This is a genomic window from Rhizobacter sp. P2_H3 (genome assembly GCF_056403355.1).
In genome coordinates, this window is the sequence record NZ_JBFUFQ010000145.1 from 1 (window position 1) to 14941 (window position 14941).

Annotated in this window: 12 protein-coding genes; 8 read left to right on the top strand and 4 right to left on the bottom strand. The window is 71.7% G+C overall.

Annotated features, from left to right (window positions below; translation table 11 throughout):
* The 5 genes from AC1D1T_RS22075 to infA all read left to right on the top strand — a co-directional run.
* A partial coding sequence (locus AC1D1T_RS22075; protein WP_477992492.1) for a DUF5682 family protein occupies positions 1–1731 on the top strand: 1731 nt, incomplete at its 5' end.
* Positions 1728–2855, top strand: coding sequence for a VWA domain-containing protein (locus tag AC1D1T_RS22080; RefSeq protein WP_477824795.1), 1128 nt, complete (start codon positions 1728–1730; stop codon positions 2853–2855). The genes AC1D1T_RS22075 and AC1D1T_RS22080, both read left to right, overlap by 4 nt.
* Entirely contained in the window at positions 2852–4891 is a 2040-nt protein-coding gene (locus AC1D1T_RS22085) for a YehQ C-terminal OB-fold domain-containing protein (protein WP_477824796.1), read from the top strand. Before AC1D1T_RS22080 ends, AC1D1T_RS22085 begins: the two co-directional genes overlap by 4 nt.
* 71 nt (positions 4892–4962) lie before the next feature.
* Positions 4963–5328: a hypothetical protein gene (locus AC1D1T_RS22090; RefSeq protein ID WP_465111493.1), complete on the top strand. Its 366-nt coding sequence runs from the start codon at positions 4963–4965 to the stop codon at positions 5326–5328.
* 11 nt (positions 5329–5339) lie between these two features.
* Entirely contained in the window at positions 5340–5582 is a 243-nt protein-coding gene (gene infA / locus AC1D1T_RS22095; RefSeq protein ID WP_047501667.1) for a translation initiation factor IF-1, read from the top strand.
* Between the two features lie 25 nt (positions 5583–5607).
* On the opposite strand, the gene AC1D1T_RS22100 is transcribed toward infA, so the two are convergent.
* The 4 genes from AC1D1T_RS22100 to AC1D1T_RS22115 form a co-directional block, all read right to left on the bottom strand.
* On the bottom strand, positions 5608–5793 hold the full coding sequence (locus tag AC1D1T_RS22100) for a hypothetical protein (RefSeq protein WP_047501669.1): 186 nt from the start codon (positions 5791–5793) through the stop codon (positions 5608–5610).
* A 104-nt stretch (positions 5794–5897) separates the two neighbouring features.
* The gene (locus AC1D1T_RS22105; protein ID WP_477824797.1) at positions 5898–6488 is read right to left on the bottom strand and encodes a hypothetical protein; all 591 of its coding nucleotides are present in this window, start codon (positions 6486–6488) and stop codon (positions 5898–5900) included.
* A gap of 21 nt (positions 6489–6509) precedes the next feature.
* Positions 6510–8351 (bottom strand): DUF885 domain-containing protein, encoded by a 1842-nt coding sequence (locus AC1D1T_RS22110; RefSeq protein ID WP_477824798.1) that lies wholly within the window; start codon positions 8349–8351, stop codon positions 6510–6512.
* A gap of 34 nt (positions 8352–8385) precedes the next feature.
* The gene (locus AC1D1T_RS22115) at positions 8386–10824 is read right to left on the bottom strand and encodes a penicillin-binding protein 1A (RefSeq protein WP_477824799.1); all 2439 of its coding nucleotides are present in this window, start codon (positions 10822–10824) and stop codon (positions 8386–8388) included.
* 134 nt (positions 10825–10958) lie between these two features.
* On the opposite strand from AC1D1T_RS22115, the gene mdeB reads away from it, so the two are divergent.
* The 3 genes from mdeB to AC1D1T_RS22130 all read left to right on the top strand — a co-directional run.
* A complete protein-coding gene (mdeB, locus tag AC1D1T_RS22120; RefSeq protein ID WP_477824800.1) occupies positions 10959–13664 on the top strand; it encodes an alpha-ketoglutarate dehydrogenase in 2706 nt (901 codons plus the stop codon).
* A gap of 131 nt (positions 13665–13795) precedes the next feature.
* Entirely contained in the window at positions 13796–14305 is a 510-nt protein-coding gene (locus AC1D1T_RS22125) for an ester cyclase (protein ID WP_477992493.1), read from the top strand.
* 16 nt (positions 14306–14321) lie between these two features.
* Positions 14322–14941, top strand: a 620-nt coding sequence (locus AC1D1T_RS22130) for an SDR family oxidoreductase (protein WP_477992494.1), incomplete at its 3' end; no start/stop codon positions are given.

Sequence of the window (14941 nt, forward strand, 5' to 3'; positions counted from 1 at the left end):
GTGCTGGCGGTGCTGGGCGGCTTCCATGCGGTCGCGATGCCAGGCCTGCTCGACGCACCGCCGCCGCGACCGCGCAGGGCCGGCCGCGCGGTGCGCGACCAGGCCTCGGCGCTGATCCGCTACAGCTTCGATCGGCTGGACCGCCTGAACGGCTACGCGTCCGGCATGACGGCGCCGGCCTGGCACCAGGCGCTGTGGACCGCGCTGGAGCGGCGCGCGAGGATCGGCCGCGTCGACGATGCGCAGGTGCGCCGCGACGTGACGCTCACGCTGCTGTCGGACATCGCCGCCGAGCTGCGCGAACGCCACGGCCTGCCGCTGCCGCTGCCGACGCTGGCCGCCGCGCACGAACAGGCGCTGCGGCTCGCGGCACTGCGGGGCCGCGCGGCCCCGCAGCGCGACGACGTCCTGGATGCGGTCACCAGCTGTTTCATCCAGGGCGATGCCGATGCAGACGGTGCGCTCGTGCGCTCGGTCGCGCGCCGGCATTTCAGCGGCGATGCGATCGGGCGCGTGCCGCCCGGCGCCAGCACGCCGCCGCTGGTGCGCGACTGCGAAGCGCGGCTGCGCCGGCAGCGCCTGAAGATCGACACCGGCACGCCGCAGCGCCTGGTGCTGGAGCTGTATCGCCGGCCCGAGCACCGCGTGACGAGCCGGCTGTTGCACGGCCTGGCGCTGCTGGAGGTGCCGTTCGGATCGCGCCGCGCGGGGCCGGATTTCGTGCGTGGCACCGGGCTGGACCGGCTGCAGGAGCACTGGGAGACGGAATGGAGCGCCGCCACCGAGGCGGCGCTGGTCGAGGCCTCGGTGCACGGCGTGACGCTGCCGCTCGCGGTGGCTCAGCGTTTCGGCCAGGAACTGGCGCGCCTCGAATCGGGCGTGCAGCCGCGCGATGCGCGCAGCGCCGCCGGCCGGCTGGCGCAGGCCTGCGTGCTCGGGCTGCACGAGCAGGTGCCGGGTGTCGCGGCGGTGCTGCACCGGGCGCTCGGCGAGGACGCGAACTTCGCATCGGTCACCGCAGCGGCCGGCAGCCTGGGCCTGCTGTGGGAATCGCGCGAACCGCTGGAGGCGCGCGATCTGCCGGAGCTGCCGCCGCTGCTGCAAGCCGCCTATGAGCGGGCGATCTACCTCGGGCGCGGGCTGCGCGGCGACGGCCCGGAGCGCGACGCGGTGGTCGGTGCGCTGGCGCGGCTGCGCGAGCTGCTCGCCAGCGAGGCCGGGCGGCACCTGGACGGCAGCCTGTACGACGCGCTGATCGACACGCTGCGCGGCAGCCACGACAGCGCGCTGATCCGCGGTGCCGCGACCGGCCTGGCGCATGCCGCCGGGCGGCTGGACTCGGCGCAGCTGCGCGCCGCGCTGCAAGGCCACCTGGGGGGCCTGCTCGCGGTGCAGCAGGCGGTCGCGTTCCTGCGCGGCCTGCTCGACACCGCGCGCGAACTGGCGTGGCAGGAACCGGCGCTGCTGGTGGTGGTCGACGAGTTGCTCGCGCAATGGCCTGAGCCTGACTTCATCGCGAGCCTGCCGGAGCTGCGGCTCGCGTTCGCCGGCATGACGCCGCGCGAGACCGACCGCATCGCACACGCCGTTGCACAGAGGCATGGCCGCGAGGGCCTCGGCCCGCTGGTGCGCCACGACCTGTCGGCGAACCAGCTGCAGGCGAACCTCGCGCTGTCGCAGACGCTGGCCGAGGTGCTGGCCGGCGACGGCCTCGCAGCGTGGCTGTCATGACGACGCTGGACCGCTGGCGGCTCGTGCTCGGCAAGTTTGCGCAGAACGGGCTGCACGGCGGCGCGCAGGGCAGCCGCCTCGGCGGCACGCCGGCCCGGCTCGACCAGGCGCTCGAGTTCCTGTACGGCCGCGAGTACCGCGGCCGCGGGGTGCGCGAGCCGGCGCAGCCGGGCTCGCTGGATGCGTCACAACTGACGCTGGTGACCTGGCTCGGCGAGGTGCGCGAGCTGTTCCCGAACGACACGGTGCAGGTGATCGAGAAGCATGCGCTCGACCGCTACGGCCTGACCGAGCTGGTCACCGACCCGCAGACGCTGGAGCGGCTGGAGCCGAACCAGCAGCTGTTGCGCACGCTGTTGACGCTGCGCCACCACCTGAAGGGCGAGGTGCTGCACATCGCGCGGCGCATCGTGCGCCAGGTGGTCGACGAGATCCGCCGCCAGCTCGAACCGAAGGTGCGGCAGACGCTGTCGGGCCGGCTGAACCGGCAGCGCCACTCGCCGATGGCGGTGGCGCGCAACTTCGACGCGCTCGACACGCTGCGCCGCAACCTGAAGCACTTCGACCGCGAACGCGGCCAGCTGGTGATCGAGCAGCTGCGCTTCTTCGAGCGCAACACGCGGCGCCTGCCGTGGGACGTCATCCTGTGCGTCGACCAGAGCGGCAGCATGGTCGACTCGGTGATCCACAGCGCGGTGATGGCCGGCATCCTGGCGGCGTTGCCGGCCTTCCGCGTCAAGCTGGTGGTGTTCGATACCAACGTGGTCGACCTGTCGGACCATGTCGACGACCCGGTCGAGGCGCTGATGCGGGTGCAGCTGGGCGGCGGCACCCACATCGCGCGCGCGCTGCGCTACTGCGGTCAGCTGGTCGAGACGCCGCAGCGCACGGTGCTGGTGCTGGTCAGCGATTTTTGCGAAGGCGCACCGCCCGGCGAGTTGCTCGGCGCGGTGAAGAAGCTGGCCGAGGCGCGCGTGAAGCTGCTCGGGCTGGCCGCGCTGGACGGCCAGGCGCACCCGGTGTACGACGAGGCGATGGCGCAGCAGCTGGCGCCCTGCGGCATGGAGATCGCCGCGCTGACGCCGCAGCACCTGGCGCAATGGCTGGTGAAGCTGATCTCATGAGCTTGCGGGCCGACCTGCAGCAGCAGCTGGCGCGTTTCGACGACGACGCCTACATCGCGCTCGCGAACCGCGGGCTGTTGCGGCGCGCCCGCAAGGACCTGGAGACGCAGGCCGTCACCGTGCACGACGACGCTGCCGACGCCCTGACGCTCGGCCTCGGCGAACTGCGCATCCGCTTCGATGCACGCGGGCCGGCGCATGCACGTTGCAGCTGCCAGGCCAGCGGCGTCTGCCAGCACATCCTGGCCGCGGCGATCGGACTGCAGCGCATGGGCGGCACCGCGCCGTCGCCGACGCCCGCGGACGAACTGGCGGCGATCGAGGCGGCGCTGCTCGCCTTCACGCCGCAGCAGCTGGTCGCGCACGCCGGCCGCGCCGGCCATCGCTGGGCCTGGCAGTTCGTGCAGGACATGGATCCGCAGACGCTGCGCCTGCACGGCGAGCGCCATGTGCTGATCGAGTTCACGCAGCCGCGCATGCGTTTTCGCTTCATGGGCGGCGGCGTCGAGGCGCTGGTCGCCGATGCCGCGCTGGCGCAGATCGAGAAGTACCAGGTCGCCGCAGTGCTGGCCTTCCAGCGCGCGCGCGGCGTCGAGCTGCAGCCGCCGGAGGTGTCGCCGCGCACCGCCGCGCTCGACCTCGGCCGCGGCCATGCGCCGGTGCCCGGCGCCGTCGAATCGCAGGAACGCTCGCGCGAGCGGCTGCGTGCCAGCGCGCTGCAGCTGTTCGCCGACAGCGTCGAGCTCGGGCTGTCGCACGGCTCGCAGGGCCTGCACGAGCGCTTCGCGACGCTGGCTGTGTGGGCACAGGGGGCCGACTACCCGCGGCTCGCGCTGCTGCTGCGCCGCGTGGCCGACCACATCGAGCTGCTGCTCGAGCGCGCGGCCGGTGCCGATGAGCAGCGGCTGCTCGACGAACTGGCACTCGGCTTCGCGCTGGTCTCGGCGCTGGACGCCGCGGCGGCGCGTGGCGCCGCGCCGGTCGCGCTGGTCGGGCGGGCGCGCGGCCGCTATGCCGCGTCGGGCAGGCTGGAGCTGCTGGGGCTGGGCGCCCATGCCTGGCGCACCGGCTCCGGCTACCACGGGCTGACGATGCTGTTCTGGTCGCCGGCGGACCAGGCCTTCCTGTCGTGCTCGCTGGCCCGGCCGCAGGCGCAGCACGGCTTCGACCCGCGCACCAGCTACCGAGCGGCCGGACCGTGGGCCGGTGTCGCGTCGCCTGCGCAACTGAGCGGGCGCAGCCTCACGCTGATCGGCGCGCAGATCGGCCCGACCGGCCGCATCTCGACGGCCGATGGCTGCCAGGCCACCGCCAGTGCCGGTCCGGTGCCCTTGCAGGACCGGTTGCCGGTGTGCGACGACTGGGCTGCGCTGGCCGGCGAACGCAGTGCCGCACGACGCAGCCTGCTGGCCGAGCCCGATCCCTTGCGCGACTGGGCGGTGCTGCGGCCGGCGCGCTTCGGCAGCGCACGGTTCGATGCGGCGCGCCAGGCGCTCGTGTGGCCGCTGTTCGATGCGGCGGGTCGGCGACTCGATGCCGAGCTGGCGTACAGCGCACTGAACGCGCATGCGATCGGGCGCATCGAGGCACTGGCCGCGCCGGCCGCGGGCACGCTGCTGGTCGCGCAGGTCGTGGCCGGCGAGCGCGGCCTGGTCGCTCAACCGCTGAGCCTGGTCGAACCGGCGCGACTCGACGTGCTGCACTTCGACGCGGCGCCCGACGGCGCACCGCTCGCCGCCGCGCACGGCGCGCCGGGGCCGGACCCCGCCTCGGTCGCGGCGATCGAGCTGCCCGGCGCATTGCGCGAGGTGCGCCGCACGCTGCATGCGCAGGCCGAACGAGGCATCGTGGCCGAGCGCGTCGCGGCCTGGCAGCAGCAATGGATGGCGGCGTGCGGGCGCGCGGCGGCAGCCGGCTTCACCGTGTTCCAGCGGTTGCGGCACGACGATGCGCGGCCGGGTGCGGTGCTGCTGCGAGCCCACTGGCTGTGCCGCCAGTGCGAAGCGCTGCTCGCCCCTGCGGAGTCGGACGACTGACCCGCCGGGTCGGATAACCCGGCCAGCGTCGAAAGAGCCCGAGTGGTAGACTCCGTGCTTCCTCCTGGCGCGTGTCGGGCGGCCTGTCCCGCGGGCTGCATCATCTGACGACATCGACGCCCCATCACCGATCGACGCTGCAGCAGCCCTCCACGGGAGCACCTGCAGGCCGGTCGCGCCCTAGAAAGAACTGCATCAAGACCTCGATCGAAATCGGCAGATACCTCGTCTCGCCACTCAGCCATTCCCGCAGCGACGGCCGCCATCAGGCCGCCGTCTCCATCCGCAGCGGCCAAGGCAGCGCCACCCATGACCGGGTCATGCGCTTCTCGCCGCTCTTCAACACCGCCCGCGCCGCACTGCGCTATGCCACCGACCAGGGCCTCGCCTGGGTCGCCGGCCGCAGCGTGGCCGTGCCTTCACCATCCAACCCCTAAGGAGTGTCCTCATGGCCAAGGAAGAACTGATCGAAATGAGCGGCGTCGTCAACGAAATCCTGCCGGACTCGCGTTTTCGCGTGACGCTGGAGAACGGCCACAAGCTGGTGGCCTACACGTCGGGACGCATGCGCAAGCATCACATCCGCATCCTGGCCGGCGACAACGTGTCGCTGGAGATGTCGCCGTACGACCTGAGCAAGGGGCGGATCACGTTCCGCCACCTCGGCCGGCCGCCGCAGCAGAACCGCTGACAGCCCGCTGAAACGGGCCTCGGCCTCAGGCCGCCGCCGGCACGGCCTTGGTCCGTGCGGCTTCGTCGGCGGCCGCCTTGGCCAGTTCGTTGTAGACCGCGGTGAACAGCGCGCCCATGTCCTCGATGCGGGTGCGCGACACGCCGGGTGCCGGGTTGGTGATCAGCGCGGCCGTGATCGTGGCGGCGGGTTGAAGCAGGAATTGGTTCATGAGGGTCTCGACAAGTTGAGGCCCATCGTAGTCCTCCTGCCGCTGCCGCAACGCAAAGGCCTTGCAATGCGCGCAGGGCCGGTGCGCACAACCTGCCAGCTCACCTACTCGCTGATGGTCATCCCGAGCGCCGCGGCCGAGCGCTTCATCCGCTCGACGCGCTGCGCCAGCTGCTCGCCCTCGCGCTGCTGCATCTCGTCGAGCGAGGTCATCAGGGCCTGGAAGCGGTCGAGGTCGTCGTCGGCCTCGAACAGCACGCCGTCGTCGGTGAAGGTGAGCTTGGCCCGACGCTCGTCGATCAGCTCGCACACCTGCTGCGCCGCGGCGATCCACCGGGCACGGTTCTCGTAGAACTCGCGCTGCGCGTTGAACTGCCATTCCAGCATCGGGACGATGCGGTCGCGCTCGGCATCGCGCACGGCCACGGGCAAGTCCTCCAGCGCCTTCGCCATTTCGCCGGCGAACGCCACCATCAGCTTCTGGTACGCCTGCCGGTGCGTCGCAGTCAGTTCGCGCAATTCCTCGAGCGTCGCGATCGACGCCGCGGTGCCGGCGGGCGTCGACAGGCGATCGGGCATCAGCACCTTGTCGAGCTCCAGCTCGGTCTGCCGCTGGTGGTAGGCCTTCGCCACCTGCATGCCGAGCTGCGAGTAGCGGCGGGCGATCTGGATCAGGGCGTCCTGGGAAGTCGTCATCCGCGCATTCTCCCAGCTTGCTCAGCCATCGCCATCCGGCCGCCCGCCGCCACGCGCGATCCATGCGTCGATCCGCTGCTCCAGCACTGCCAGCGGCATCGTCCCGCTGTCGACGACCACCGCATGGAAGTCGCGCAGGTCGAAGCGCGCGCCCAGCGCCTGCTGCGACCGATCGCGCAGCTCCAGCAGCTTGCGCTTGCCCAGCAGGTAGCCCAGCGCCTGGCTCGGGTTCGAGAAGTAGCGGTCGACCTCGCTGGCGGCATTCTTCGGTTCGAGCCCGGCCTGCCGGATCATGTAGTCGACCGCCTTTGCGCGCGGCCAGCGGTAGGCATGGATGCCGGTGTCGACCACCAGCCGCGCCGCACGGAACAGCTGCCCCTGCAGGTGGCCGTAGTGCTGGTACGGATCGCGGTACATGCCGAGCTGGAAGCCCAGCGATTCGGCGTACAGCGCCCAGCCCTCGCCATAGGCCACGTTCCAGCCGGCATAGCGGCGCCAGTCGTGCAGGCCCTCGACCTCGGCCGCCCGGGCGCCCTGCAGGTGGTGGCCCGGCACCGCCTCGTGCATGAACAGCGTCTCCACCTCCCAGGTCGGTTCGCCGGCGTAGCCGGGCGCATTCACCGTGAAGTAGCCGGGCGTGCCGAGCTCCAGCGAGCCCAGCGTGTAGTTCGCCGCCGTGCTGCTCACCGCCTCCGAGGCCGACATGCCGCGCACCTGGTACGGCATGCGCGGCACCGTGTGGAACAGCGCCGGCAGCTGCGGATCGATGCGCGCCGACATCGCGCGGTAGCTCGCCAGCAACTCCTCCTGCGACTTGAAGAAGAAGCGCTTGTCATGGCTCACGTAGTGCATGAAGGCCTGCGTGCTGCCCTTGAAGCCGGTCTGCCGCGCCACCTGGGCGATCTCGCGCCGCAGCCGAGCGACCTCGCGCAGGCCGAGCGCGTGGATCTTGCCGGCATCCAGCCCCTGCACGATGCCGGTGCGGATCAGGAAGTCGTAGTACGCGGCGCCGCCCGGCAACGCCGACAGGCCCACGTCGACCGGCGCCTTCGGACGGTAGGTCGTCGCGAGGAACTCGCGCAGCCGCCGCATCGCCGGCTGGTAGTCGTCGCGCACCGCGGCGCGCGCGGCCTGCAGCAACGCGTCGCGCTGGTCCTCGGGCACGGCCGGCACGAAGGCGGCGAACGGCTTCAGCAGCACGCTGTCGTTGGCATCGGCCACCAGGTGCGCGTCGATGCCGGCGATCGTGCGATCGACCACGCCCTGCGGCTGCACCCAGCCCGATTGCAGGCCCTGCACGAGGCGCTGCTGAATCTGCTCGGCGTAGCGCGGCACCGCCTTCACGCGCGACGTGTAATCGCGGTAGTCGTTCGCGCTGCGCATCGGCGTCATCTGCGCGGCCAGCGGCATCATCGACTGGATGCCCCACAGCGTGGTCAGCGCCAGCTCGTCCGCATGCCCGAACTGCTGCGCCTCGACGGCGATGCGCATCTTGTCCAGCAGCAACTGGTGCGACACCCGGTCCTGGCCGTGCAGGCCCGCCGCGTCGATCGCCTGCACGCGCGCGAGCGTCGCGCGCTCGTAGTCGTGCTCGCGCTGCCGCTCGGCGTCGGACAGGTCGGGCAGCAATGCGTTGTAGCCGGGGACGCCCAGCACGCTGGCCCACATCGGCTCGCGGCGGAAGTTCTCGGCCAGGTCGGCATCGAGCAGGCTGCGCAAGGCCGCGGCCGGCGTCGACGGCACGGCGGAGGCCGCCCGCTCGGGTACGGCCGCCGTCTGCGCGTGGAGCGTTCCTGCCGCGGCGATCAGCACGGCCAGCAGGACAGGCTGCGCGCCGCGCAGCCAGGTCATCGGAATCGTCATCGAGTGGTTCTCCCTGGTCAGGTGATGGATAGCCTCATGGGCTGCTGTCGGAAGCCGCCGGCGCCGCGGGTGGCGGCATCGGCTCTTCATTCTGCGGTCGCGGCGGCCGGTCGCCGGGCGCGCGCGGCACGCCGGTCTTCGGGTCCAGGCCCATGTTGCTGAGCGCCTGCCCGAGTTCCTCGGCGGTCTTCGGCGGCTGGTCGGCGGAATTGGCCGGATCGAGGCTGCCGCCCTCGCCGGGGCCCTCATTCGTGCCCTCGGGTGCCGAGGCCGCCGGGTCGAACGCCGGCACCGGCACACGCGGCGGCGGGAAGCTCGCCTTCGGGTCGACCAGCCCCTTCTTCTGCGCATCGCGGAAGAAATCGCCGACCAGCCGCACCGCGTTGTGCCCGCCCTGGCCCCACCAGCTGCTGCGCAGCGTGACGCGCGCATCGTTGAAGCCGACCCACGCCCCCGCGACCAGCTCCGGGTGCATCAGGATGAACCAGCCGTCGGTGTTCTTCTGCGTGGTGCCGGTCTTGCCGGCCAGGTCGCCGGTCACGCCGAAGCGGGTGCGGACCTGCGTGCCGGTGCCGCGCGCGATCACGCCGCGCATCATGTCGATCAGGTCGGTCGCGGCCTCGGGCGACATGCCGCGGCGCGGGGCCTCGCCGAACTCGGCGATCACCCGCCCCGTGCGGTCCTTGATGCGCTTGACGAACACCGGCTTGTGCACGCTGCCCACCTGCGCGATCGACGCATAGGCGTTCACCATCTCCAGCAGCGTGACCGGGCTGGTGCCGAGCGCGAGCGACGGCACGGCCTCCAGCGGGCTCTGGTCGACGCCCAGCGATTTCGCGAGCGCCACCACGCGCGGGATGCCCACCTCCTGCATGACCTGCGCGGTGATGGTGTTCTTCGACAGCGCCAGACCGTCGCGGATCGTCATCGGTTGGCCGGTCGCGCCCGACATGTCGGTCGGCCGCCAGACGGTGCCGCCCATCGTCACCTCGACCGGCCCGTCGACGAAGGTGCGGTCGGGCGTCAGCCCCGCCTCGAGTGCCGCGCCGTAGACGAAGGGCTTGAAGGTCGAGCCGGGCTGGCGCTCGGCCTGCGCGACGTGGTCGTACTGCTCCAGCGCGAAATCGCGGCTGCCGACCCAGGCGCGGACCTCGCCGTTGCGCGGGTCCATCGCGACGAAACCGGCTTCCAGCCGCGTCTTCTGCGCCTTCAGCCGCGCCATGAACGGCGCGTCGGCGCGCAGCTTCTCCAGCGCTTCCCCCGGGCCCGCACCGGCGTCGACCGCCTGCTTGAACTCCGGCGACTCGCGCAGGAACGCGGTGACGAGGTCGCGCCGTCCGGTCCACAGCCAGCCGAACGGCTCGGCCTTGCCGAGCAGCTTCGCATAAGCCTCGGGCGCGGTCGACACCGCCGGCAGCGCCGGGCGGCTCCATTCGACATTGGCCACCTGCTGCAGCGCATCGGCCTGCGCCTGCACCGCGCGCACCGCCTCGTCCTGCAGCCGGCTGTCGAGCGTGGTCTCGATCACCAGGCCGTCGGCGTAGAGGTCGTGGTCGTGCTCGTCGGCCCAGTCGAGCAGCCATTTGCGCGCATAGGCCGCGAAGTGCGGCGCGGTGGCCGGGAAATCGGGCTGGCGGCTCCAGTGCAGCTGCAGCGGCTGCGCGCTCAGCGTGCGCAGCTGCTCGTCGGTGATCGCCTGCGCCTTCGCCATCTGCGACAGCACGACGTTGCGCCGTGCGAGCGAGCGCTCGGGGTGCTGCACCGGGTTGTAGTAGTACGTGCCCTTCAGCATGCCGACCAGCGTCGCGCTCTGCAGCGCGTCGAGCTCGGCCGCCGAGGTGTCGAAGTAGGTGCGCGCCGCCATCTCGATGCCGACCGCGTTGTACAGGAACGGCGCGGTGTTCAGGTAGGCCTCGAGGATCTGCTTCTTGTCGTAGACGCGCTCGATGCGCATCGCCGTGACCCACTCCTTGGCCTTGCGGTGCAGGTTGCGGGCGCGCCCGACCTCGTCGGGAAACAGGTTGCGCGCCAGCTGCTGCGTGATGGTGGAGCCGCCCTGCATGTCGCCGGTGGCGCTGTGCAGCACCGCGCCGAACGAGCGGATGAAGTCGATGCCGTGGTGATCGTAGAAGCGCTTGTCCTCGGTGGCGACCAGCGCCTTCACGACGAAGGGCGAGACCTTGTCGAGCGTCAGCCGCTCCTGCTGGGCGCGCCGGAAGCTGGCGATCTGCTGGCCGTCGGCCGACAGCAGCACGCTCGGCTGCTGCGCCTGCACCAGCTTGAGGTCGTCGACGCTGGGCGTGATGCGCAGCAGCACCGCGATGTAGATGCCGAGCGCGACGGCCGCCACGGCGGCCGCGAGCGCCGACCACAGCGCATACCTCAAAGCAAGACGCTTCAGGCGCTGGCGCCACGCGGGCGCCGGCTCGAAGCCGGGCACGGTGGGCATCGGGTCGGGGCGGAAACGCAACATCAAGGTCCTTCCATACGGCAACTCCACCACGGGCAAACGGCGGGCCGGGTGGGCGAGTCTATGCAATGTCCTGCGGGAGACGGTTTCGGGGTGTTGCTTCTATAGTCTCGGCTCCCCCGCTGCAGGATGCCCCCATGAACGGCCAGACCCCCCGCCACCTGCTCGCCCAGGCCGCGAGCGACACCGATCCGCTGGAGACGAAGGAGTGGCTCGACGCGCTGCGCGCCGCCGTCGCCGAGGGCGGCAGCGAGCGCGGCCTGTACCTGCTGGAGCAGCTGGAGGAGCAGGCGCAGCAGCTGGGCATCGTGCCGCACGTGCAGCCGTATTCGGCCTACCGCAACACCATCCCGCTCGAGCGGCAGGGTCACTATCCCGGCGACCTCGCGATCGAGGAGCGGCTCACCACGATCACACGCTGGAACGCGCTCGCGATGGTGGTGCGCGCGAACCAGGCCTATGGCGAGCTGGGCGGCCACATCGCGAGCTATGCCTCGGCGGCCGAGCTGTTCGAAGTGGGCTTCAACCACTTCTTCCGCGGCGACGACAGCCGCACGCCGGGCGGCCGCGACGCCGACCTGGTGTACTTCCAGCCGCATTCGGCGCCGGGCGTGTATTCGCGTGCCTTCCTCGAGGGCCGGCTCAGCGAGGAGCAGCTCGCGAACTACCGCCAGGAGGTCGGCGGCCACGGCCTGTGCTCGTACCCGCACCCGTGGCTGATGCCGGAGTTCTGGCAGTTCCCGACCGGCTCGATGGGGCTGGGCCCGCTGAGCGCGGTGTACCAGGCGCGCTTCATGCGCTACCTGGCGCACCGCGGCCTGGCCGACACCGCGCAGCGCCATGTGTGGGGCGTGTTCGGCGACGGCGAGATGGACGAGCCGGAATCGATCGCCGGGCTCACGCTCGCCGCGCGCGAGCAGCTCGACAACCTGACCTTCATCGTCAACTGCAACCTGCAGCGGCTGGACGGCCCGGTGCGCGGCAACGGCCAGATCATCCAGGAGCTCGAGTCGCTGTTCACCGGTGCCGGCTGGAACGTCATCAAGGTGCTGTGGGGTTCCGACTGGGATGCCCTCTTCGCGCGCGACACCCAGCACGTGCTGCTGCAGCGCCTGGCCGCCACCGTCGACGGCCAGTACCAGACGCTGGGCGCGAACGACGGCGCCTACAACGTCGAGCACTTCTTCCGCCAGGATCCGCAGGTGCAGGCGCTGGTGGCGCACATGGGCGTCGACGAGATCGATGCGCTGAAGCGCGGCGGGCACGACTTCCGCAAGCTGCATGCGGCCTTCGCGGCGGCGCGGGCGCACAAGGGCCGGCCGACGGTGATCCTCGCGAAGACCAAGAAGGGCTTCGGCATGGGCGGCGTCGGCGAATCGCGCATGACCTCGCACCAGGCGAAGAAGCTCGACGTGAGCGCGCTGAAGGCCTTCCGCGACCGCTTCGCGCTGCCCTTGTCCGACGACGACGTGGCCGCGCTGCGCTTCTACAAGCCGGCCGACGACAGCCCCGAGATGGCCTACCTGCACGAGCGCCGCCGCGCGCTCGGCGGCGCGCTGCCGGCGCGCAAGCCGCAGGCGCCGGTGCTGCCGGTGCCGCCGCTGGCCGGCTGGGGCGGTTTCGCGCTGCAGGCCGACGGCAAGGAGATGTCGACGACGATGGCTGCCGTGCGCATGTTCGCCGGGCTGCTGAAGGACGAGGCGCTCGGGCCGCGCATCGTGCCGATCGTCGCCGATGAGGCGCGCACCTTCGGCATGGCGAGCCTGTTCCGGCAGATCGGCATCTATTCGCCGCACGGGCAGCTGTACGAACCGGAGGATGCGGGCTCGATGCTGTCATACCGCGAAGCGAAGGACGGGCAGCTGCTGGAGGAAGGCATCACCGAGGCCGGCGCGCTCGCGTCATGGATCGCGGCCGGCACCTCGTACAGCGTGCACGGGCTGCCGATGCTGCCGATGTACATCTACTACTCGATGTTCGGCTTCCAGCGCGTGGGCGACCTGATCTGGGCCGCGGCCGACCAGCGCGTGCGCGGTTTCCTGTTCGGCGCGACGGCGGGGCGCACGACGCTCGGCGGCGAGGGCCTGCAGCACCAGGACGGCAGCAGCCTGGTGATGGCCTCGACGGTGCCGAACTGCCGTGCGTGGGATCCTGCCTTCGCGGGCGAGGTCGCGGTGATCATGGACCATGCGGCGCGCCGCATGCTGGAGGAACAGCGCGACGAGTTCCACTACCTCACGCTGATGAACGAGAACTACGCGCAGCCGTCGCTGCCCGACGCGGCGCATGCCGACCTGCTGCGCGGCATGTACCGGCTGGCGGAGCACCCGGTCGGAAAGAAGAAGGGACAGAAGGCGAGCCGTGTGCGGCTGCTGGGCAGCGGCGCGATCCTGCGCGAGGTGATGGCCGCGGCCGACCTGCTGGCCGCCGACTGGCAGGTGGCGAGCGAGGTGTTCAGCGTGACGAGCTTCAGCGAACTTGCTCGCGATGCGCGCGAGGCCGATCGGCGGGAGCGGCTCGGTGGCATGCCGGCGGTGTCGCACGTCGCGACACTGCTCGCGGGCAAGGACCCGGTGATCGCCGCGACCGACTACGTGCGGGCCTGGCCGCAGCTGATCGCCGAGTACGTACCGGCACGCTACGCGACGCTCGGCACCGACGGCTTCGGCCGCAGCGACACGCGCCAGCAGCTGCGCCGCTTCTTCGAGGTCGACCGGCACCAGGTGGTGCTGGCGGCGCTGCAGGCGCTGGTGCGCGAGGGCGCGCTGGAGCGCGGGGTGCTCGCGCAGGCGGCGACGCGGTATGGGGTGGATGGCGAAGCGCAGGCGCCCTGGCAGGCCTGATGTTGCTGCAGGTGGGGATTTGCAAACGCCGCAAGAAGGTGCTTCTGCCGCGAGGCCACTTCCGGTGCCGGTGCACCGGCAGAAGAATGCGCTCCATGCACGAATCGCGTGTGCCTTCCAGACGACCCACCATGAAAACCCTTGCCGCTGCCGCCGCGCTGACCGCCCTGTGTGGCGTCGCGACTGCCGCTGACGACCTGCCTCGACCCCACCACCTCGCTGCCGCGCCCGGCAGTGCAGACGCCGTGCTGGCCGCACGCCGCTATGCCGCCTTCTGGGACACCGGAGAGGCCCGCCATGCACAGGCCGCGCTGTCGCCGGGCTTCATCGATCGCACCTTGCCCGCCGGCCGCCCGCAGGGCCCGGACGGCCCGCTGGCTGCATCGAAGGCCTTCCGCGCAGCCGTGCCCGACCTGCGCGCCGAGATCGACGACCTGGTGGCCAGCGGCGACCGCGTCGGCGTGCACCTGCACTTCCGCGGCCATTTCACCGGCAGCTTCGCCGGCCGGCCGGGCAGCGGCCAGGTGGTCGATTTCCAGGCCTTCGATCTCTACCGCGTCGAGGCGGGCCGGATTGCCGAGAACTGGCATCTCGAAGACAACCTGACGCTGATGCAGCAGCTCGGCGTGATCGCCAACTGAACCCGCAGGACGCCCGATGAACATCACTTCCCTTCGCTTCGACGGCCAGCACGTCGTCGTGGTCGGCGGCAGCTCCGGCATCGGCCGGGCGGTCGCCGTGGCGGCCGAGGCGGCCGGCGCCCGCGTCACCGCGCTCGGCCGCCACACGCCGATCGCCTGCGACCTCACCGACGACGCGAGCGTCGTGCAGGCCTTCCAGCGCACCGGCGCGATCGACCACCTGGTGTTGACGCCCGGCGCACGCGTCGGCTCGCCGCGGCTCGAGCAGCTCACCGACGCCGAGCTGCTGACCGCCTACCAGGTCAAGCTGTTCGGCAGCCTGCGTGCCATCCGGGCGGCGCTGCCGGTGCTCGCGCCGACGGCCTCGATCACGCTGACCTCGGGCCAGCTGGCGCGCAAGCCGAGCCCCGGCGGGCTGCTGAAGGGCAGCCTGAATGCCGCGGTCGACGCCGCCGGCAGGCAGCTCGCGAAGGAACTGGCGCCGCGGCGCGTCAACATCGTCAGCCCCGGCGCGATCGACACGCCGCTGTGGGGCGCCGACGGCGACGCGGCCCGTGCGGCCACGCTCGCACGCGTCGGCGGCACGCTGCCGGTCGGCCGCGTCGGCCGGCCCGATGAACTGGCGCAGGCCTACCT

What these genes read in the sequence shown, in the direction of transcription:
- AC1D1T_RS22080 (WP_477824795.1), top strand. Translation starts at nt 1,728, where the DNA reads ATGACGACGCTGGACCGCTGGCGGCTCGTGCTCGGCAAGTTTGCGCAG.
- AC1D1T_RS22085 (WP_477824796.1), top strand. Translation starts at nt 2,852, where the DNA reads ATGAGCTTGCGGGCCGACCTGCAGCAGCAGCTGGCGCGTTTCGACGAC.
- infA (WP_047501667.1), top strand. Translation starts at nt 5,340, where the DNA reads ATGGCCAAGGAAGAACTGATCGAAATGAGCGGCGTCGTCAACGAAATC.
- AC1D1T_RS22100 (WP_047501669.1), bottom strand. Translation starts at nt 5,793, where the DNA reads ATGAACCAATTCCTGCTTCAACCCGCCGCCACGATCACGGCCGCGCTG.
- AC1D1T_RS22105 (WP_477824797.1), bottom strand. Translation starts at nt 6,488, where the DNA reads ATGACGACTTCCCAGGACGCCCTGATCCAGATCGCCCGCCGCTACTCG.
- AC1D1T_RS22110 (WP_477824798.1), bottom strand. Translation starts at nt 8,351, where the DNA reads ATGACGATTCCGATGACCTGGCTGCGCGGCGCGCAGCCTGTCCTGCTG.
- AC1D1T_RS22115 (WP_477824799.1), bottom strand. Translation starts at nt 10,824, where the DNA reads ATGTTGCGTTTCCGCCCCGACCCGATGCCCACCGTGCCCGGCTTCGAG.
- mdeB (WP_477824800.1), top strand. Translation starts at nt 10,959, where the DNA reads ATGAACGGCCAGACCCCCCGCCACCTGCTCGCCCAGGCCGCGAGCGAC.
- AC1D1T_RS22125 (WP_477992493.1), top strand. Translation starts at nt 13,796, where the DNA reads ATGAAAACCCTTGCCGCTGCCGCCGCGCTGACCGCCCTGTGTGGCGTC.